This window comes from Streptomyces sp. NPDC052040, assembly GCF_044548405.1.
Lineage (GTDB): Bacteria > Actinomycetota > Actinomycetes > Streptomycetales > Streptomycetaceae > Streptomyces.
This window is the reverse complement of sequence record NZ_JBIUBV010000023.1, coordinates 66,650-85,625: the sequence shown is the minus strand read 5'-3', so window position 1 is coordinate 85,625 and position 18,976 is coordinate 66,650. Positions and strand designations below refer to the sequence as shown.

Sequence of the window (18,976 nt, the reverse complement as noted above, 5' to 3'; positions counted from 1 at the left end):
ACCACCCCCCCCACACACAAAAAAACACCAAACACACAACCCATATCAACCCTGGGCCCCCCCCCCCCCCCCCCCCCAAACCCCCCGAACCGCGGGGTGTTCCACTCCATCACCGCGCGCCGCGGGGGGATTCACACCGAACTCCCACGGGCAGGGGGGTAGTTCCCTTGTAGCCTGCTGCGCAGGCTCCAAGGGAACTCCCGCGCTGCGCTTGGGAGTTCGGAGTGAAGCCCCGCGCTGCGCGCGGTGATGGAGTGGAACTCCGCGCGTTGCGCGGAGTTGGCTCTGCGCTGCGCTTCGAGCCATGTTTCCTTCCGTGAGGACTTTCGGTGGATCCTCAGGTTGGGGGATGGTCTTCCGGCTCTCCGCTTGCGCTCCGAGCCGGCGGCTCCTTCGTCGCTACGCTCCTGGAAGGATCCTTGAGGGTCCGTCCGCTGCGCTCCCGGACTTGGCCCGCATGCGCGGGCGGCTGGCTACAAGGATCGGCCTGTGGTGGTCGACTGGTTGTTTCCCTCACATCAGAACTTTTGGTAAATCCGCGGTTTGGGTGTGTGCCCCCTTGAGGGGGGCGATTGCGGTGGGCGGGTCTGTGATGTGTCGGAGTGTGAGCACGGAGAGGAACTCAACCTTTGTGCAGTGGAACCCGCCTGACATCATTTCAGGGGGTGTGTGCCAGGCGGGTTCGGGGGTGTCAGTCGTGCTGCCACCAGGTCACTGCGAGGCCGGCCAGAAGGGCCCCGAGGTGACGGATGGCTCCGGCGAGGAGCGCTGCGGAAACGAGGCGCCGCCACGAGGCGGGAGCTGGCGCACCGTGGTCGTGGGGCGGGGTGGTGGAGGGCGTGCGGTTCTTCTTCGGCATCGCGGGGTGTCCTTCGTTCGGGCCGGCTTCAGCGGCGTGGGCTGTGGTGCTGGGACCAGTGAGCCAGAGCCGCGAGACCGCAGAAAATTACGCTTCTCGGGGTTGTAATGGTGGGCATGGCACGAGGGGCGCCGAGTCCGGCTGATCTGCAGGTGGTGCGTGAACTTGCCGCGCGAGAGGTGGTAGTGACGCCGAGCCAGCTGGAGAGCTGGCGGCGGGTGGGCTTGTTGCCGCGTCATCGGCGGCGGGGGCTGGGGCGCGGCCGGGGGTCGGTGGTGGACTCGGTCGATCCGCTGGTGGTGGAGAGCGCGGCGGCGCTGGCCCGGCATCTGCGGCAGGGACGTGACCGGCGGCTGGCCGTGCTGGAGTGGTTCGCCGAGGCCGGGACGCCGTCGGCGGCGCCGGGGGCGGCCCGGGTGCCGGAGCCGCCGGTGGTCGCCGTGCGCGAGGCCCTGGTGTGGGCGCTGCAACGTTCGGCGTCGCAGAGGTTGGTGGAGTTCGCGCGTAGCGCGGCCGGGGCGAGCGAGGAAGGGCAGGACGCGCTCTATACGGCGGCTGGGCGGCTCATGGGGTCGTACCGCGGGGCGGCTAACCCCGCGCTGGTGCGTGCGGCGCTCGAAGCCGGTGGGGACGTGCCGGCCGAGGCCGAGGGGCCGGACTTCAGGAGCATGGTGCACCTGGTCGCCGCGATCGGCCTGGGCGCGCAGGAGGTCGGGGCGGACGCGCTGGCCGAGGCGTTCGCCGCCTTCGGCATGTTCGGGCTGACGGCCGAGGACTGGGCGCAGATGCTGGGTGCCGCGGAGCGCGGCGAGGGGCCCGAGGTGGACTGGGGGCTACTCCAGCAGAACGCGGACATCGTGGCACAGGTGCAGCGGGCGAGTGACGAGGAGCTGCTGCGCGCACGAGAGGTGCTGATCGGTCTGCGTATGTTCTACGCGCTATACGTGCTGCACGGACTGCTCCTGCCGGACACCCCCGCGCAGGCCGCGCTGCGGGAGCGGATCGACGAGTGGGGCATGTTCCCGTTCCTGGACCACGTCATCGCCATCGACCCCTCCCCCATGCAGTTCGCCGAGTCTCTGGCGGTCTTCCTCGCGCCGTTCTACGACGGGCTGTACCAGGTCCTGATGGAGCAGTTTGCCGAGGACCGGGACATCTTCAACATCCCCGACGACGACACCGGGCCGGCCGGCTTCGGCGAGAGGTGGATGCGCGCCGTACGTGAACTGTCGGGTCCAGTTGCGGCGGTGAGCGGCGGCGCCGGCCACGGACCTGGTGAACTGGCGTTGATGCAGCCGGATGACGTGATCTTGCCGCAGCCTGGGTGATGACCGCTGAGCTTGTTGGTGGATGGTGCAGCAAGACTGGTGGGCGCGATCCGAGCGGGTGGTTCCTCCCGCCGGGGAGGGTCCGCAACGCGGCGGCCGGCTTGTCGGGCGTCGGGCGTCGGCGAGGAGACCGCGAGGTGCTGCCGTGATCACCTGCGTGGCCACCGCCGCATGTACGTGAGATCAGCTGGCGTCGGCTTCAGAGTGGTGGCGCGGTGCTCGGGTATCGGCGGCGAGACGGCCGTTCGGGCGCTGGGCGTTGCCCGGGCGGGCTGCCTCCCCCCATCCCTGCCGGTGCGTTCGTCCTCCGGCTGTCACCGTGCCGGCGACGCGCTGCGACTTGTGTACCGCCGCTCCACTCTAGGGCAACAGATGTTGCGCGTCTGTGCAGGTCAGACGGGGTGTGACGCATTTTCGGGCAGCACGAAATCATGGGAACCAGTGGCCGTTGCTGCCTCGGAAAACGACTCGGGAGGCGTTTTCGGGTCCGCCGACACATGGTACCGACGGACGCTCAGGAGCGTGGTTCACACGACGGGGGGGCGCTTCACCGCCAGTCAGACATGGGCAGTTGACGGTCATCTCATGAAGGGGCTTGGCGCCCCTGCGACAGGCCTCCCGTCGAGGCGGGTGTCCCCATGGCTTGCGGTACCCGTCCCGCGACCAGCCTGCGTCTGAGCAGGCGATACGTCGGGCACCACCGGCTGCAGCGAAGTGGCCGGCAGCGCGCGCATTGGTTTCGGGACGACAGCTGTCGTAAAGCTGTCTGCCTAATGACGATTGCCCGGCAATGATTTCGCGGCGGCAGGCGCGCGGCAAATCGCCGACTAATGCTGATTTGGATTGCCGAGTCAACATGCAGCCGGATCGGTTTGCAATCATCGGGTAAATCAAACACTGCGGCCGCAAAGTCGGGGAGTCGGCTTTGGTCGCCAATTAGTTTTGGAGACGTGCTACCGTATCGGTTAGCAGTCCACACATGGGTGTGGGCCTCGCACTCTGCTAAACGTGCACGAGGCCCACACGGCACGACGTGGACTGAGGGCCTGCCCCGTTGCACCGGGGTGGGCCCTCCCCACTTCTCCGCAGCTCAGTCCGTCAGTTCGTCCAACACGCGCAGCGCGTAGTAGACGACCCGCAGGACAGTGGCCGCGGGCCGCATGCGGGCGATGGCCCGCAGGATGCGGCGAAGCAGCTTGGTCCTCGCCGGCCTGCCCTTGGGAGCAGGCTCGGACATGCGTCATACCTCCCTTCTGGTTCCGGACCGCCAATCGGCGGTGATCCGTCAGGGAAGGATCACATTACCGCAGTCCCGCAGTCGAGTTGTTCACTCGGCGACCTCACAGGCGGTCTCACTCCAACAATCCTTCGTAATTTTCCAGGGACCCCGGGTCGTGGAGCGCCTATTCAAGGTCCTCATTTTCTAGAGGGTTATCTATAGAGTTGCTGGTCAGCGGGTCGGGGCAATCGACGGTCCCGGGGTGGCCCGGAAGCCGTCCGCGATAGCGGGTGACGTGGGTCACAGTTCTTCCGGTGTTGCTGCGGAACGGTCCGGTCCGCGCGGACGCGGTGCTCCGAAGGGCGCCAGCGCTCCAACGCGGGTTGCTCCTGATCAGGTTCACAGTCGGCACTCTCGAGTCTCGTCTCCCGCTCGCCCCTGTGTGGTGCCGTGTCCGACACCGGCCGAGACGGTCTACCGTGTCGTGCCATGACGGTCTTGATCATCGGCGGAAGCGGCTTCCTGGGCACCGAGTTGATCCGCCAAGCGGCCAAGGCCGGGCACGTAACGGCCGCGACCTACGCGACCAGGCCCGGCTCCGCTTCGCACGCCGCGTGGTACCCGCTTGACCTGCGGGATCCCGACCGCGTGGACGGCGTCATGGCCGGAGTCGGCGCGGATCTCGTCATCAACGCCTCGAGCGGCGACGCCGACTGGGCGGTGACGGCGCAGGGGCCCGTCCGGCTGGCGATGGCGGCGGCGAAGTACGGAAGCCGCCTGGTCCACGTGTCCAGCGACGCGGTGTTCTCCGGCGCCCAAGTCCACTACGACGAGTCGTGCCTCCCTGACCCCGTCACCCCCTACGGTGCGGCGAAGGCGGCAGCGGAGACAGGGATCCTCCTCGGGCATCCGCAGGCCGTCGTCGCCCGCACATCGCTGATCATCGGCGACGGCGATTCCGTGCATGAGCGCCTCGTGCATGAACTGGCCACCGGTACCCGCGAGGGCGTCCTGTTCACCGACGACATCCGCTGCCCGGTGCACGTCGCCGACCTGGCCGCCGCCCTCCTGGAACTGGCGTCCGGCGACGCGGCCGGCGTCCACCATCTCGCAGGGCCCGACCCTGTGAGCCGTCACGAGCTCGGCGTCCTCATCGCCACACGTGACGGCCTGGATGCCTCCCGGCTGCCCACAAGCCTGCGGGCCCACAGCACGCTTCCCGGCGCCCTCGACGTACGCCTCGACAGCCGAGCCACCCAGCGGAACCTCAGCACCACACTGCGCGGCGCCCACCAGTTCTGCACCACACCAACGTGAACCGCCCAGCCCAACACCGAACTGCGGGCTCGCGTTGCCTCTGTCCCTGCGCGGCAACGTGCCCTGTAGCAGTTCGCGGATCGCCGCGTCCCGCGACGTCCCGTGCCGGACCATGATCCGTGTCAGGGCCTCCAGGGCGCCAGGTGCGATACGCACGTCGATCTCTGCGTTGCCGGACATCTCCCCCACTCCTGTGCTCTCCTGCCGATGTGCAGCACCCGGCCATCGCCCAGCGGTCCGAGGTTGGCCCCTCCGGTGGTCGGGGCGCGATCAGCGGGCACGGGCACGCGCGGCGTAGTGCTCCTGCAGCCGGTCGAGCATGGTGTGGCAGTACTCGGCCAGCGGCCGGTGCTGGTCCTCGTCGATGACGAGGGCGACGGTGTGGACTCCGTCGGCTCCCGGTATGGCCGCACGCGGCTGGGAAGCGCGCAGGTTGGGCCAGTAGCGGCCGTGCGCGAACCCGGAGGCCGCCCGCCAGGCCGCGCCCACCTTGACCGCGGTCAGGCCGGCGGTGGGCGCGGCAGCGAGCACGATCTGGTGGGTCCCGGGCCGGGTGAGCGGGGGCAGGCCGAGACCATCGGCAATACCCCGTATCTCGGCGCGGCGCTGCGCGCCGCTCATCCCGCCGCCGGAGGGCTGGTGGCCGGTGTCCGTCTCGTGCTGCTGGCGGTTGCGCATGTCCTCGTCCCACAGCGACAGCGCGCGGCGTCGGCGTTCGGCCCGGCCTGGGCCGTCGAGGAGCCACAGGGCGGTGGCGAAGTTCTCCAGGGCGCCGCGTAGCAGCGTCCAGGGGCTGGTCGGATCGACTTCGCCGGCCGCCGTCAAACGGCGCAGCGCGTCGGCATGGGCCAGGCCGGCGGTGTAGGAGTTCTGGATCAGGTGCGCGGCGCAGTACACGCCCAGCGGGGCGTCGTCCGCGGCCAGGCTGCTGGCCGGAGCGGGCGCGGGAAGCTGCCGGTAGGCGTGCTCGCCGCGGGCCTGCTCGACCGCGCGGAACAGCGGCATAAGATAGGCGCCCTCGAAGGCCTGGTTACTCATGCCCGGCAACGGTAGAACGCAGAGGCCACGTGAGGTAACCGTTTAGCCGCTCCCGCCCCGGCACGGGAGGCACGCTTTCTGGCCAGTACTCGCAGGTAGCGGTACGGGAGGCCGGCCGGTGGGGGCATGATCGCGTTTGTGTTACGCGACGACAAGCCCGCTTGCGTGCGGTGGGAGATCCTGATGCACGAACGGTTCAGCGACGTGTGGATCTGCAAAGACCTCGGCCGGACGACCACCAATGCGGACCCTGTCGAGCTGGGCAGAACCGTCCTCGCCGCCTACCTGGCCGGCCGGGACAGCCGGGGCGAAACGTTCCGCGTCGACGTCCGCACCGACCACGAAGTCCACGTCGTCATCACCGCCGACCAACTCCTCGACCCGGGCTGGGAAGCAGACCCGGCCGTCCGCAGGGCGCTGCCCGCCTACCTCCGCAGTGCCCTAGCCTGAGGCCGGGCCCACGAGGACCACATCGCCCGTCCTCCCCCGGCCGCTCACCCGGCTCGAACCATCCCTGCCCGCCCTCGGAGGCCGGCGCGCACGCCGAGGCGCGGAAGGGAGGGTGACGGGGTTGGCCGCCCAAGGCCACGGCTCTGGGCGCCGGAAGGCATCACTCGCCGTCCATGATCGACCGGAGATGTTGGGTGAATGCCTCGTCCTCTGCGGCGCCCGGAGTGCGGGTGTAGGTGCACACCAGGCACTGCCCGTAAGCGACTTGACCGAAGACAGGGTCGAGGCCCTCCACGCAGAACGTTTCGTGCCCGCAGACGGGGCAGGTGTCGAGGTCGTGTCCGTCCGGGTTGTGCTTCGGGTGGTAGGCGTTGGGGTTGGCCACGTTCTCGGCGCGTCGGGTGGCTTCTTCCTCCCCGATGCGTTCGAGGTACTCGCCGGCTCGTTTCTGGGAGGCCACGTCCTCTGCCTGCGCGATCCGCTGGATCCGGTCCTGCTGCTCCTCCCCCATGACGCCGAGGCTTGGGTGGCCGTCGAGGGCCAGCAGGGCCTCGATGTGGCGATGCTGCAGAGCTCCGGCGCCGCGGCCGTGGCGGGCCGCTTGACTGGCCTCGATCCCGTTCTGGAGGGAGCGCACATCGATCCGGGTGTGTGACGACAAACAAGGCCCCGCCTGGAACAGCGAGTTCGTGTCGCCCTGGGGGATGTCCGGCATCGGATGCTCGTCAGGCACGCAGACGATGCCGTCCGTGGCTGGGATGCGCTCTTCGATCACCTTGAGCAGCGCGCTGGCCGACAGGACCCGTCCCTTGCGGTCCACCTCCTTCCCCGGCCACTCGGAAGCGACGATCGCAGCCAGCCCGTTGGACAGCGCCTGGTCGAAGACGCCCTCCCGGCCCGCCATAAGCGGAGCGAAGGGGTCATCACCTGTCGGGGCCGGAGCGGCGAAAGGATCAGCTTCCTCAGGATCGGCGGGGACCGCATCGTCTCGCCGTGTCTCGCGCAACTCCGCGGCCAGCACAACGGCGCACCGGGCAAATTCCTCAGCTCGCTGATCCCTCATGGACAGCCATGGTGCCGTGCGCCACGCGACTCAGGTAGGCCCCCCCGGGGGGCCGAGCAGGGCCGCCTCGAGGCGGGAGCCGCTGTGCTGGCTTGCGCACCGGTCCCGGTGTCCGCTGGTGGTCTCAGCTCTCCCTCGGCACGAGGCGGGAGAAGAACTCCTTCGCTGCCTGTGTGTCGAGGTCCCCGTTCGTGATCGCGGACCGCCGAAGCGCTTCGCCGGACACCTGAGCGGGGATGCCGAGCTGCTTGTCCGCCTCGCTCATGACCTCGCCGAGGTACCACTGGGCCGAGGTCGGGAAGTGCTGGATGAACCAGCTAATCATCTTCGCCAGGGGCAGCGACAGGATGAGGTCGAAGCCCTTCAGCTCACCGCCCCGGCGTTTGGCGGTGCGCAGCGAGGTGGCGAAGTCCTCCAGGACGGCGTGGCGGATGGTCGGTCCGAGGGCGTCGGTGGGGATGATCTGCCGGAGGCTGTCGGCGACTTCGAAGGCGAGCTGGTCGGCGACCTCCCGCACGCTCGGCTCGTTGCGGTGACGCAGAGCCCAGCGCTTGCGGGTGTCGGGGCGCTTCCACAGCAGGCGGAAGAAGGTCTCGCTGAGCCGGTCGCGGATCTGGGCGGCCCCCGGGGCGAGACGGTGGCGGTCGCCGGCCGACATGGCCTCCTTCAGCCCCTCGGACGAGCGGCGGCGGGCTTCGGCCCAGTCTTCGGCGACCGGGCGGGACCACTGGGCGCGGCCGCCGACGGTCGCCTGGGGAAGGGGGACGTCGTTCTCGCCGCGGGAGATGTAGCCGCGCAAGGTGGAGGCCGTGATGCCGCCCAGTGCGGCCATCTCGGGCACGCCGAGCAGCCGGTCCCCGGCGAGTTCGGGACTGGCCAGGTCGACGACGCACCGCTCCAGCGGCAGGGGGTCGTCCTGCTTCTGGTGGCGCTGCGCCCACCGGGTCAGGTCGTCGATCCAGTTCTCCGGCTTGGCGGTGGCCGGATCGAAGGTGGCGACCTTGTGCAGGTGGGCGCGGTCGGGGTGGGCGTGACCGTCGAGGAGGTCGGCGGCGTGGACGGTGGCGGTGGCGCGTGCTGTGTGGCGTGCGTAGTCCTCGGTGACCGGGTCCCAGATCTGGCCGGGCCGGTACCAGGTGTCACCGTCCCACCAGTAGCCGCCGGCCCGGAACATGAGCGGCGCGCCGGACCAGTAGGTGTGCAGGCTTGCGGTGTCCTCGTCGCGGAGGAGGAGGACGGTGCGGCCGTGCTCGGGGTGGTGGCGCACGGCCCAGCCCAGGTGGTGGGCGATGGGGTCGGTGGTGAAGGCCAGCCAGCCTCCCTCGTGGGAGGTGTCGCAGCGGCCCCACATGCCTTCGCCCCTGTTGCGGCCGACCGCCTCGATGGCTTCGGGGCCGTCGTCGAGCGGCAGGTGCGAGTCGTCGACGAACGGCAGACCCGGAACCGGGTGGTCCGTCCGCAGCCCGTTCGCGAGCGGACGAATGTCGTAGACCAACGTGCTCCCCCTCCTCAACTCAACTGCTGTATTTAGCTACAGCACTATTGATGCCCAGTAGTACACGACTGGAAAGCGGATCGGCACAGCGATTTCGGGACAGGTTTTCGCAGCGGCGGGGGAGGCGGCCGTCGCCCTGGGGTGGCACCCGACGGCGGCCACTACGCCACGCATATCGCGGTGTTGACCGGTCCGCCCCTGCGGCTGCCAGGGCGCTTCGCCGCGCGCGGGTCCCGCAACGCCCGCGGAGAGCTCAGAAGTCGCTCAAGACGCACGTCTCGTGCGGCTGGCCAGGACACGGTGCAGGCATGGACATCGACTGGGGGACGATCCCTGCCTGGGTCAGCGGACTCGGCAGCACCGGAGCGCTGTGGGTCGGCGCCGTCACCCTGCGGCGCGCGCAGAACAAAGAAAGCCGCTCAGAAGCCGAAGCAGCGGTCTGCCGCGATGAACGCGGCGACTGCTGCGGGTACGACCTCGCCGCGCCTTACTGGATCGTCAGTGCGGCCAACGGCAGTGAGCGCCCCATACACAACGTCTACCTGATCACTTACGACTCAGAGACCGACACCATGGGGGAAAGCCACCTGCTCGCGAACATGCTGCCCCCCGGTGTCGCCGACCACATCCATCTCCCCGTCCCTTCCCCAGAGTGGTCCCGGCCGGCGTCGGTCATCTTCCGCGACGCCGACCGGACGTGGTGGCTGCGAGACCTCATGGAGCAGAGCCTGTACCGGCAAAGCCCCCTCCCCCGCGTCGGCAGGGTCCGGCGCACCCTGCGTCGACTCGAGAGGGAAGGGTGGCTGACGGTGCCCCAGCAGCTGGCGCGCGGCGGCCACGGTAACCGCGCCCCCTGGTAGCGGCAACGCGGCCCTGGCAGGCCTTCCTCCCTAGGGCAGGGCCTCCTGGACCAGCGGGACGGGAAGGCCTCCAGCAATGGCGTACGGCTCGGGGACGAACCACTGCGCAGGTCTGGGGCTACAGCAGGGCGGCAGGGGCGGCGTCCTCGGCCGTCCAGTCCCCCTCGAACAGGGCGGCGACCAGGCGTACGTGATGGTCCGGGAGCTGGTCGGCGCGGTGCCGGTGGCGGGCCTTGGCCAACCAGGTGCCGAGCTTGACGGTGTCGCCGTCCACGCGGACCGTCTCCCGGGCGGCGGGAACGCGGCCCTCGCGGTGCAGGAAGAGCTCCAGGAGCTGGACGGTCTCCTCGAACGTTCGGCGGGTACGGCGGGCGGGGACGAGCGGGTTGGCCTCGGGGGTGAGGCTGAGGGCGGTCATCAGTTGCTGCTGGCCGGGGGTAAGGGTGTGCCAGGTGGTGAGCTGGCGCCCCAGCCAGGAGCCGATCTTCACGCCGGCGAGGACGGTGTCGCGGGTGAGGGCGGCGGGGTCGGCACCGGAGGCGAGGTGGGCGCGCAGCAGGTGGTATTTGCGGTGCCAGTCCGCTCCGTGCGGCAGGCGCCAGTCGGGGGCGAGTGCGGTGAGGGCCTCGGCGCGGGCGGTGTCGAGTTCGCCCTTGGTGGCGAGGTGGCGTTGTTCGGCGAGCCAGGCGCCGACGGGGGTGGTGGCGGGGGCGGCGAGGTGACCGTGGGCGCGGTGGTAGTCGGCGGCCGCGGCGAGGCGGGCGCGCCAGGCGGCGTCGTGCTTGTCCCAGATCATGCCCAGCGCGTCGAGTTCGGCCGTCCAGTCGGGCTCAAGGCGGCCGGCTTTCGCGGCGTCGCGCATGGTGGTGATGAAGGTGCCGAGCCGGTAGCCGGTGGGGTCCACGTGGTCGGCGGGGACGTCGAGGTGGCCGTACTCGTCGCGGTAGGAGCGGGCGGCGGCGAGGCCGAGGCGGCGGGAGCGGGAGACGGCCGGGTCGCGGGGGTCGAAGGAGACCAGGTCCATCGCCTGGGCGATGCGCTCGGGGTGGACGGTGAAGTCGAAGTGCCAGCGCCGCGCGATGACGTCGCTGGTCTCTTTCGGGAGGCGGTTGGCCTTGTCGGGGAGGCGTTCGAGGATGCGGTGGTCGTGGCTGGCCAGCGCGCAGGCGATCGCCCACACCGGCTCGTACGCGGTGCCGAGGATGTTCTCGGCGTCGGCGCCGGGCGGGATGTAGACGGGGACGATGAGGCTGGCGGTCTTGCCGGAGACGTCCAGGCGCAGGGCGCGGCCGAGGGCCTGGACGCAGCGGATGACGCTGCGGGTGGGGTCGGCGAAGACGACGGCGTCGACGCTGGGGATGTCGACACCTTCGGCGATCAGACGAGAGTTGGCGAGGATCGCGGTGTCGGCGGCGGCGAACCGGGCGAAGATGTCGGCACGCTGGGCGGGAGTGTGCTCGCCATGGGCGAAGAACAGCTCCGGGACGAGGTCGGGGTCGGTCTTGGCCAGCAGGCGCAGAGTGTGGGGCAGTTCGCGGGAGAAGCGGCGGGCGTCGGAGACCAGGTTGAAGTAGACCAGCACCTTCCCCAGGCCGTGCTCGGTCATGGCGCGCAGCACGGACAGGTGCAGGGCGGTGGTGCGCAGCGCACCGTCGTCTTTCGCCTCCCGGGCCACGGCGGCGCCGGTGGTCGTGGTGCCGGGGGCGGGCAGGTTCAGGCGGCGGCGCAGGTCGGTGTCGGTGAGGGTGGGCACCACGATCCGGTAGTCCGCAGCCCGCCCGTCGGCGACCGCGGTTGCGAGGGGGTATTCGACGACCTTCTTGCCGTACACCTGCTCGTTGTCCATGGAGTTGGCGAACGCGTCCACCTCCCCGCCCTGCGGGCGCCTTCGGCGCGGGCGGGTGAGGTCGGCGGACTCCGCCAGCTCCGGGGCGGCGAAGATGCGGGGGGTGGCGGTCATGTAGAGGCGGCGGTCCGCGTGGATGCGCTTCGCGTCGTTGACGATCGCCCACTTCTTGTCCGAGCGGCCCGCGATCCGGTGCGCCTCGTCCATGACCGCCAGGTCGAACGGCGGAACGTCGTACCCCGTCTTCTGGGTCTCCTCGATCTTAGTCAGGGAGTCGTAGGTGCAGATCACCGTCAGCGCCGGGATCTGATCCTCGGCCTCCCCCACCACCGACATCAGCCCGCCCAGCGCGTGCGGGCTGGTCGTCGACATGATCCGGGCCGCCACCAAGTCGTCGCGGCCGGCGGCGTCCAGGGAGGAGACGATCACCATGTGCTCGCCGTGGCCGTCAGCGCGCCAGGCCAGGGCGGTCTGCGCCGCCAGGTCCAGGGTGGGCACCACGAACAGCACCAGGCGTGCGCCGAGTGCGTCCGCCACCCGAATCGACACCAGTGTCTTGCCCGTGCCGGTCGCCGACACATAAAGCCCGCGCGTCCCCGGCCGGCGCAGGTGCCGTACGAGCCGGGAGACCGCTTCGGCCTGGTCGGGAAAGAGCCGGGACCGCCCGGAGCGGCGAGGGCGCGGCAGCACAGTCATGCAGCTCTTCCTAACTCCTGAAGCGGACGGTCGGGAGGCCTTCGCGGACACTACCACCCGAACGCTATTTGCACGCATAATGCACGCAATATGTACGCGGTAGGTCCGTTCCGCAGGTAGGATGAGGGTGGAGGTGTCCCATGTCCGAGCTGTTCGATGCCGTCGACGCGCTGGTCGCGTCCCGGTCCCCGCTGCCGCCACCGGCGGAGCGTAGGCGGCTGCGCCAGGCTCACGCGCTCACCCTGGACGAGGTGGCCGCCGCGCTGAAGGTGCGGCGGGCGACCGTCGGCGCATGGGAGTCGGGCAAGACCGAGCCGAGGCCGCCGGAGCGAGAGGCGTACGCACGCCTGCTGGAACAGCTCGCCACGCTCTACCCCGCCCCGGAGGGCACCGGTGCCGAGCAGGAGGACACCGCGGTGCCGCAGCCCGCTCCGGCGCCCGCAGCGCAGGCCCAGTCCGCGGCAGCGGCGCCGTCGACGCCCGTTACGAGCCCGCCGATGGCATCGACAGACGCTGGGGAGCCGGCCGCGGCCGGGGCAGAGGAACCTGCCGCCGCTCCCCTGCTGGCCGTTCGAGCACCGGCCGCCGGGTCGCGTCCGCGTGCCGAGCGGGTATCGCAAAACTCGCGCCGTGCGGGTGCGACGAAGGCCACCCCGGCGCACACCCCCGCGCCCGGCGGCGGGTACGCGCACGGCCCGCTGCTCGTCCTCGACGCCGACGCCGACCGGAACGTGACTGGCTACGGCGTCGGCGGTCTCATCCTGGACGTGCCCGCCAAGTCCCTGACCGCCCTCATCGAGTGGACGCTCACCGAGGCGCAGCTCGGGGCGGAGAAGCTGCACGGCTCGGGTAAGGACGCCGACCCCCTGCTGGTCCTCACCGAGGCCGCGTGCGAACGCTACGGCCTGCCCGCCACGCTGTCGGAGTCCGAACGGCTCGCCGGGCGGCTCCCGGAGGGGCACAAGGTCATCAAGCAGCTCCAGCGTGCCGAGTGGAAGCTGACCCGGCGGGGGCTGGGGCCCTGGGCGCGGATCTACCGCCCCGCCCACGGCGGGCGGCGGCAGTGCGTGCAGCTGTGCATTCCTTCCTGGCGCGCCCTCGATGCCCGCGCGTGGGGCCATGCCGCGCAGCTGGAGCCCGCGGAGCTGGCCCGGGTGCTGGGCGTGTACGCGCAGCGGGTGATGACCCCGGTCGGCTCGGCAGCGGTCACCGGTCTGCAGCTGATGACCGCACTGAACCCGCCGACCCGTGCGAGCGAGCCGGACGCCGACGGCCGGCGCCACTCCGAACACCGGCCCGGCTCGCTGGGCACCGAGGCGATGGACCCGGCGCCGTGCGAGGCGCCCGACGGCCACCCCGTCCTCGCCGACCTTCCGCGGTTCCATGTGCGCGGCCCCGATGAGAAGCTGTTCGAGGAGGCCTACGACTGGGCGCGGGACCTGACCGACGCCGAGTGCATGAAGCGCCACCTGGTCGGTATCGACGTCAACCTCGCCTTCGGCGCGGCCGCCAACGGCGCCGTCGTCGGCCTCGCGTCACCGCCGGTCCACGTCACCGGTCCGGCCTTCGATCCGGCGCTGCCCGGCTCCTGGCTGGTCGACCTCTCCCACGTCGACCTGAACCGGGTGAAGGTCGGCAAGCAGTGGCGCGACCTCGACGGTGATCTGCTGCCCAGCCCGTTCACGCCGTCCGGCCGGCGCCCCGAGGGGCCGGCCTGGTACGCCACGCCCACCGTGGCGTACGCCGTCGAACTCGGCTACGACGTCGCCCCGGTGGAGGCGTGGGTGCGCTCCGAGAGCGGCCGGTTCCTGGACGGCTGGTACAAGCGGCTGCGCGACGCCTACGTCGCCACCATGGCGGATCTGGGTGTAGGCGAGAAGCTGTCCCCGGCCGAGTTCCTGACCGCGATGGACGGCTACAGGAGCCGTGATCCGGAGCTGGGCATCGTCGTGGACGCCATCAAGATGACCGTCAAGGGCGGCATCGGCAAGCTGCGGGAGAAGGCGCGCGGCGGCGGCTGGAAGCCGGGGCAGGCCTGGCCCGCCCTGGCCCGGCCCACCTGGCGCCCGGACATCCGCGCCGCCGTGATCTCCCGGGCGCGGATCAACATGCACCGCAAGATGGTCGCCCTGGCCGCGGCCACCGGGCAGTATCCGGTCGCGGTCCTCTCCGACTGCGCCGTGTATGCCGCCGACGGGCCCAGTCCGCTGGACGTCCTGCCCTACAACGCCGACGGCAAGACCGTGCCGGGCTCGTTCCGGCTCGGTGTCTCTCCGGGGATGGTCAAGCACGAGGGCACCCAGAGCGTGCTGTGGGGCTCAGGCGTCCTCGAACAGCTCGCCGGCGACGGCCACATCGCCAACCTCGCCCGCTACATCAAGACCGGCGAGGTCACCGCCAAGGACACCGGAGAATAAGGGGGAATCGCAGCGATGGTCACGGTCGGGGAAGGGCTCGACAAGGCGGTGCAGGGCGCGTTCACGCGCCCGATCCCGAAGTCCGCCGGGGCGCAGATGCGCTACCTGGTCCGCCAGCACCGGCGCAGCACCCGGCGGGTGGCCGAGCTGCTCGGCATCAGCCAGCGCACCGTCGAGCGGTACGTGAAGAACCAGATCAAAACCCCCCGGCCCCAGCTCGCCGACCGCCTCGAACGCGAGGTCCGCGCCCGCTGGCAGCCGCAAGTCAGGGCCAAGGCCAGGCAGAACGCGGCCACCACCGGCGGCATCATGATCGATGTCCAGGCCCGGTTCGGCTACACCGCCGCCCCCGGCAGCACCGACGACGCCCGCATCCGCCACCTCACCCTCGCCCTGCCGCCCCAGCACGCCGCCCGCCTCTTCACCGCCCGGGAGGAAGGCGCCGGCGAGGACCAGCTTCGCCGCGTCGCCGCCGAGGCCCTCGGCGAGGTCTACTTCCGCGACAACGGCCGCCGCGCCCAAGGCCTCGAAGTCGAACTCACCGACCTGATCGACCTCGAATTCGAGCTGTAGCCGAACCGGGCCCACGACAGACAGGAAGCAGGAAACGGCTGTGGCAGCAAAAGCGTTACGGACCGTGCCACTGGCCGGAGAGCTGACCGCGTCGCTGATCCATCGAGCGGCGGCGCGTTACAGCCTGCCGGCCGCGGGCGTGCTGCGGCTGTGGACGTGCCGCAACTCCCCCGTGCGGCATGAGGGCGGGGGTGTGCGCGCCGATGCGGAGGTCGTCCTCAACGAGGCCGGGCGGGGTGCGCTCGCCGAGCTGTGCGGGACCGGGTACGAGGTGCTGGCCCGGGCGCTGCCGGGGTTCACCGTGGACGATCCGAAGATCAGCACCGGCCGGGAGGCTGGTGTGCCGCAGGCGCGGTGGCGGGCGGCGGGCGCGGTGGTGGGGCCGGCCGCGTTCGGGTGCCGGTTGTGCACCGCGCGGCGCACCGGGCAGGCGGTGCGGGCGGTGCGGTACCTGCCGCGCTGGCGGCGGGTGTGCGTGCGGCACGGGCGGTGGCTGCTGGACGCGGACGCCGACCAGCAGCTGGAGTACCTGGATGTGCACGGGGTGCCGGAGGTGGTCGCCGCGCAGCGGCGGTGGGCGGGTGTGGTGCGGCGTGCGGGGCGGGCCGGGGTGGATCCGGCGCAGGCCTTCGCGGTGGCCCATGCGGTGGTGGCCCGGTGGTGGGAGCAGGCTCTGTACTGGGAGCAGGAGGAGATCTGGCCGTGCCGCCTGCACCAGTTGGCGGGTGGCGACGCCGGAACGGATCTAGGGCGGTGGCGGATCGTGGGCCGGGACGCGGCCATCTTCCCCGAGGTGGTGGACGTGGCCGACACGCTGCTGGAGCCGGCCATGGCCGATCTGGTGTGGACGGACAGCGGTGCGGGGCAGCCTCGGCCGCTGCCCGCCGACGGGGCGTTCTGCCGCCGGCTGGGCGAACGGGTGGGGCGGGACTGGCTGGGGCCGCTGTGCGCGGTTGACTACGGCGGACCGCTGATCGACTGGATGGGCGCGATCGTGCGCGGCCGGCGTGGGGGCGGGCCGCCGGGGTGGCGGGACGATCCGTGGTTCGTGAAGCGGGAACAGCAGCCCGCGATGATGGCCGGGCAGCTGCGGGTCCTGGCTGCGGAGAGGACGTCGGGCGGTACCGGTACGCGGTGGCGTGCCGCCGTGCCCGCCGACCACCGCCTGCATCTCGACCAACTGCTCAGCGATGCCCGGGAGGGGCTCGGGCAGCTGCGCGGTGTGCAGAACGGCACCACGGCTGAGGTGGCCCGCACGCTGCTGGAGCAGCTCAGCCACAGCGCCGGCCTGATCGACCAGGCGCTCGTGCACACCGCCGCCGCGGCCGTCGCCGCCGGGGTGGCGCTGGAGGATGTGGCCGCATGGTCACGCCTGCCCGCCCGGGAACTGGCCGAGCTGCTCGCCGCGGACTCGGACGGCGGCTGACGCTCGAAGGCTGGTGCCGTGGGACTGTGAAGCGCGCTCTGGTAGGCGGTCTACTCGGACATCAGTTGCCCAATGGGGTGGCTTTCTCCAGATCGAGCTCGATGGTGTTCTCGTGGTCAGGGTCGAAGCGGGCGTTGAAGTGGAGCACTACCGGGCGAGTGCCTTCCGCTTCGTAGGTGTAGTCGTTGACGAGAGAGACTGCGAAGTCGGAGTCCTCGTCGTACTCGGAGACGTGGAGGAAGCCCTCCACGTGGGCTTCGGCCTCGGCGGTGACGGTGACGAGGAACTGAACGGGCTCGGCGTCGGGATCGGTTCCGTAGACAGCAGCTCGTACGGTGTCCGGGTGCACGTGGATCGCCGCAAGGCGTGGCTCGTCGAGTGGGAGACGGAGTTCGTCGAAGTCCAGGCCGGCTCCGTACGGCTCGACCCTGTCGACGTCGTCGATCTCCCTGCCGGCCAGCTCGTCACACGCATCTTTGACGGCCTGTTGCAGGCGGGTGCGCAGGTGAGCATCCGTCGCCAGCCGGTCCTGGAACGTCAGCTCGGCGGTGTCCTGTGCGCTCTTCGGCAAGATCTGGGCAAGGTCCGTCAGCCTGTCCAGGCGCTGTACAGCCGGGATCTTGCCGTCCAGGGGCTGCAAGCCCATGGCGTAGACCCGTTTGTCCTGCGGTGGCTGTCCGGTGAGGTCCGCGAGGAGGGCACGGGCGACCGTGCTGGTCTTCTGGTTTTCGCAGAAGTCGCTGTGGTTGCTGGTGATGAAGTACAGCGTGTCTTCGGGGCCGAGGCGTTCGGCTCCGTGCTCGGCGATGCTCGCCCAGATGAGCATGTCGCGGTATCCGTCCGCGCCCTTCTTCCCTCCGCCGCCCTTGGCTCGGAAAGGCCTTTCCTCACGCAGCATGCGTCCCAGGATCTCTTCGTGGGACATGCGTGGGAGGGGCAGGATGACCGCGCCGACCCTGTCCAGTCGCGCTCGAAGCCACTTCTCGTAGCCGCTTTGAAGAGCGGCGACTTCGTCGTGCCGTGGCTCGACGGAGGACTGGCTGTCCCGGTCCCAGGCCAGTTCGTACAGGGCGTTGTCGGCGTCGCTCAGCTTCCTCACATGGTCGTCGAGGTGGCCCCGGTAGTGCCGCGTCGCCTCTTGGATCACGACCTCCGGGACCCATAGTTCGGCATGGCCCTTCAGGGCCCAGACACGCATCTGCGACCAGGCGATTTTCGAGAGGGTGAGATCGGTGAAGAACTCCGTGGTGTCCACTGCGACCACAGGGATGCGCGTTGGCGGCATCGGCGGCACGTCTTCCTCCGGGTGACTGAAGATGCCTCATTGTGCAGCGGAGAGCCGCTCCGCGTGGCACGCACGTTGCTCGCGGGGCGGCCAGGAAGGTGCAGAGCCCCGCACTGACACGGGGCGGCACCAGGTGGCAGCGTGGGGCACGCACATGGCAAGGGGCCGAGAGCCGAGACGAACACGACCTGGTTACCGGCCGGTTCGCCTGCGCGGCGCGACCGGAATGACGTTGTCTGGAGTACGTGATCATCGACAGCAGCCAGGACGGCACGCCGGCCGGCTTACCCGCCGCCGGCAGCGTCCACCGGGTGCCGGAACCCGGCACGGTGGAGGCGGAGTTCATCGGAGTGGACGGCACGCTCGTGCAGCGCCGCTGGGTGGAGGCGGCCATCGCGGTCAAATTCGAGCAGTTGGCCCCGGTGGCGGCGTTCCCGGTAGTGCCGGGGCGGCGGTGGGGGCCGGGCTGGTGGTGGTCGGCCACCACGGCCGGGCATGTGATGCACGGGTCGCAGGCGATGTGCACGCAGCTGATGCTGCTGGACCGCGATCCGCAGGTGGTGGGGCTGTCGGCGCGGCCGGTGCGACTGGTCTGGCGCGATCCTGGCAGCGGGCGGGTGCTGACGTGGGTGCCGCAAGTGTTCGCCCGCTACGCCGACGGGGGCGCGCTGTTCGCCGACTGCCCCACTATGACGTCGCCCGCCGCAGGCCGGGCCGAGCGTGCTGCCGCGGTGCTTGAAGCGGCGTGTGCGGCGGTGGGGTTCGCCTACCGGCGCCTGGTGCCACCGGACAGGACGGTGGCGGCGAACGTGCGGTGGCTGGCCGGCTACCGCCATCCCCGCCACCGCGACGCCGGCGGGCTCGAGCAGGCGGTGCTGGAGGCATTCACCGCGCCGCGGCCGCTGATGGCCGGGGCCGCGGCGGCGGGTGAGGTCCTGAGCGCGCTGCCGGTGCTCTACCACGCGCTGTGGAGCGGGCGACTGACCGCGGACCTGACCCGGCCACTGGGCGAGCACACCCTCGTCTCGGCCGGCCGCCCGGACCCGGCCGAGGACGACGCGGAGCGGGAGCGGGAGCAGCACGCGAGGTGAGCAGGGACCGTAC

Annotated in this window: 14 protein-coding genes and 1 pseudogene; 9 read left to right on the top strand and 6 right to left on the bottom strand. The window is 70.8% G+C overall.

Translation table 11 applies throughout. The features are described from left to right. Positions 1-975 precede the first annotated feature (975 nt). Both ACIHAA_RS30195 and ACIHAA_RS30190 read left to right on the top strand, forming a co-directional pair. The gene (locus ACIHAA_RS30195) at positions 976-2,187 is read left to right on the top strand and encodes a hypothetical protein (RefSeq protein WP_399822721.1); all 1,212 of its coding nucleotides are present in this window, start codon (positions 976-978) and stop codon (positions 2,185-2,187) included. Between the two features lie 22 nt (positions 2,188-2,209). Continuing rightward, a pseudogene (locus ACIHAA_RS30190) lies at positions 2,210-2,365 on the top strand (IS5/IS1182 family transposase); the annotation flags it as partial. Positions 2,366-3,277: 912 nt separating this feature from the next. On the opposite strand, the gene ACIHAA_RS30185 reads toward ACIHAA_RS30190, so the two are convergent. Next, on the bottom strand, positions 3,278-3,424 hold the full coding sequence (locus ACIHAA_RS30185) for a hypothetical protein (RefSeq protein WP_399822720.1): 147 nt from the start codon (positions 3,422-3,424) through the stop codon (positions 3,278-3,280). A 471-nt stretch (positions 3,425-3,895) separates the two neighbouring features. On the opposite strand from ACIHAA_RS30185, the gene ACIHAA_RS30180 reads away from it, so the two are divergent. Continuing rightward, complete coding sequence (locus ACIHAA_RS30180; RefSeq protein WP_399822718.1) at positions 3,896-4,723, top strand: SDR family oxidoreductase; 828 nt, start codon at positions 3,896-3,898, stop codon at positions 4,721-4,723. A 270-nt stretch (positions 4,724-4,993) separates the two neighbouring features. On the opposite strand, the gene ACIHAA_RS30175 is transcribed toward ACIHAA_RS30180, so the two are convergent. After that, the gene (locus ACIHAA_RS30175; RefSeq protein WP_399822716.1) at positions 4,994-5,761 is read right to left on the bottom strand and encodes a hypothetical protein; all 768 of its coding nucleotides are present in this window, start codon (positions 5,759-5,761) and stop codon (positions 4,994-4,996) included. Positions 5,762-5,944: 183 nt separating this feature from the next. Between ACIHAA_RS30175 and ACIHAA_RS30170 the strand changes: the two genes are divergently transcribed. Continuing rightward, positions 5,945-6,211: a hypothetical protein gene (locus ACIHAA_RS30170; protein WP_399822715.1), complete on the top strand. Its 267-nt coding sequence runs from the start codon at positions 5,945-5,947 to the stop codon at positions 6,209-6,211. A gap of 160 nt (positions 6,212-6,371) precedes the next feature. Here the strand turns inward: ACIHAA_RS30170 and ACIHAA_RS30165 are convergent, their stop codons facing one another. Next, on the bottom strand, positions 6,372-7,274 hold the full coding sequence (locus ACIHAA_RS30165) for a hypothetical protein (protein WP_399822713.1): 903 nt from the start codon (positions 7,272-7,274) through the stop codon (positions 6,372-6,374). A 124-nt stretch (positions 7,275-7,398) separates the two neighbouring features. Next, a complete protein-coding gene (locus ACIHAA_RS30160) occupies positions 7,399-8,769 on the bottom strand; it encodes a helix-turn-helix transcriptional regulator (protein WP_399822712.1) in 1,371 nt (456 codons plus the stop codon). A gap of 308 nt (positions 8,770-9,077) precedes the next feature. Between ACIHAA_RS30160 and ACIHAA_RS30155 the strand changes: the two genes are divergently transcribed. Then, positions 9,078-9,629: a hypothetical protein gene (locus ACIHAA_RS30155; protein ID WP_399822710.1), complete on the top strand. Its 552-nt coding sequence runs from the start codon at positions 9,078-9,080 to the stop codon at positions 9,627-9,629. A gap of 118 nt (positions 9,630-9,747) precedes the next feature. Here the strand turns inward: ACIHAA_RS30155 and ACIHAA_RS30150 are convergent, their stop codons facing one another. Continuing rightward, positions 9,748-12,171, bottom strand: coding sequence for a Helicase associated domain protein (locus tag ACIHAA_RS30150; RefSeq protein ID WP_399822708.1), 2,424 nt, complete (start codon positions 12,169-12,171; stop codon positions 9,748-9,750). Positions 12,172-12,311: 140 nt separating this feature from the next. Here ACIHAA_RS30150 and tap point away from each other — a divergent pair, with 140 nt between their 5' ends. From tap to ACIHAA_RS30135, 3 genes are all read left to right on the top strand, one after another. Next, positions 12,312-14,588: a telomere-associated protein Tap gene (gene tap / locus ACIHAA_RS30145; protein ID WP_399822706.1), complete on the top strand. Its 2,277-nt coding sequence runs from the start codon at positions 12,312-12,314 to the stop codon at positions 14,586-14,588. Between the two features lie 15 nt (positions 14,589-14,603). Next, positions 14,604-15,161 carry a telomere-protecting terminal protein Tpg gene (gene tpg, locus ACIHAA_RS30140; protein ID WP_399822704.1) on the top strand — a complete coding sequence of 186 codons (558 nt, stop codon included), beginning with the start codon at positions 14,604-14,606 and terminating at the stop codon, positions 15,159-15,161. A gap of 64 nt (positions 15,162-15,225) precedes the next feature. Next, on the top strand, positions 15,226-16,587 hold the full coding sequence (locus tag ACIHAA_RS30135; protein WP_399822702.1) for a DNA-binding protein: 1,362 nt from the start codon (positions 15,226-15,228) through the stop codon (positions 16,585-16,587). 61 nt (positions 16,588-16,648) lie between these two features. Here ACIHAA_RS30135 and ACIHAA_RS30130 read toward each other — a convergent pair whose 3' ends face one another. After that, positions 16,649-17,842, bottom strand: coding sequence for a PIN domain-containing protein (locus ACIHAA_RS30130; protein ID WP_399822700.1), 1,194 nt, complete (start codon positions 17,840-17,842; stop codon positions 16,649-16,651). A gap of 275 nt (positions 17,843-18,117) precedes the next feature. Here ACIHAA_RS30130 and ACIHAA_RS30125 point away from each other — a divergent pair, with 275 nt between their 5' ends. Next, complete coding sequence (locus ACIHAA_RS30125) at positions 18,118-18,963, top strand: TnsA-like heteromeric transposase endonuclease subunit (RefSeq protein WP_399822699.1); 846 nt, start codon at positions 18,118-18,120, stop codon at positions 18,961-18,963. Positions 18,964-18,976 lie beyond the last annotated feature (13 nt).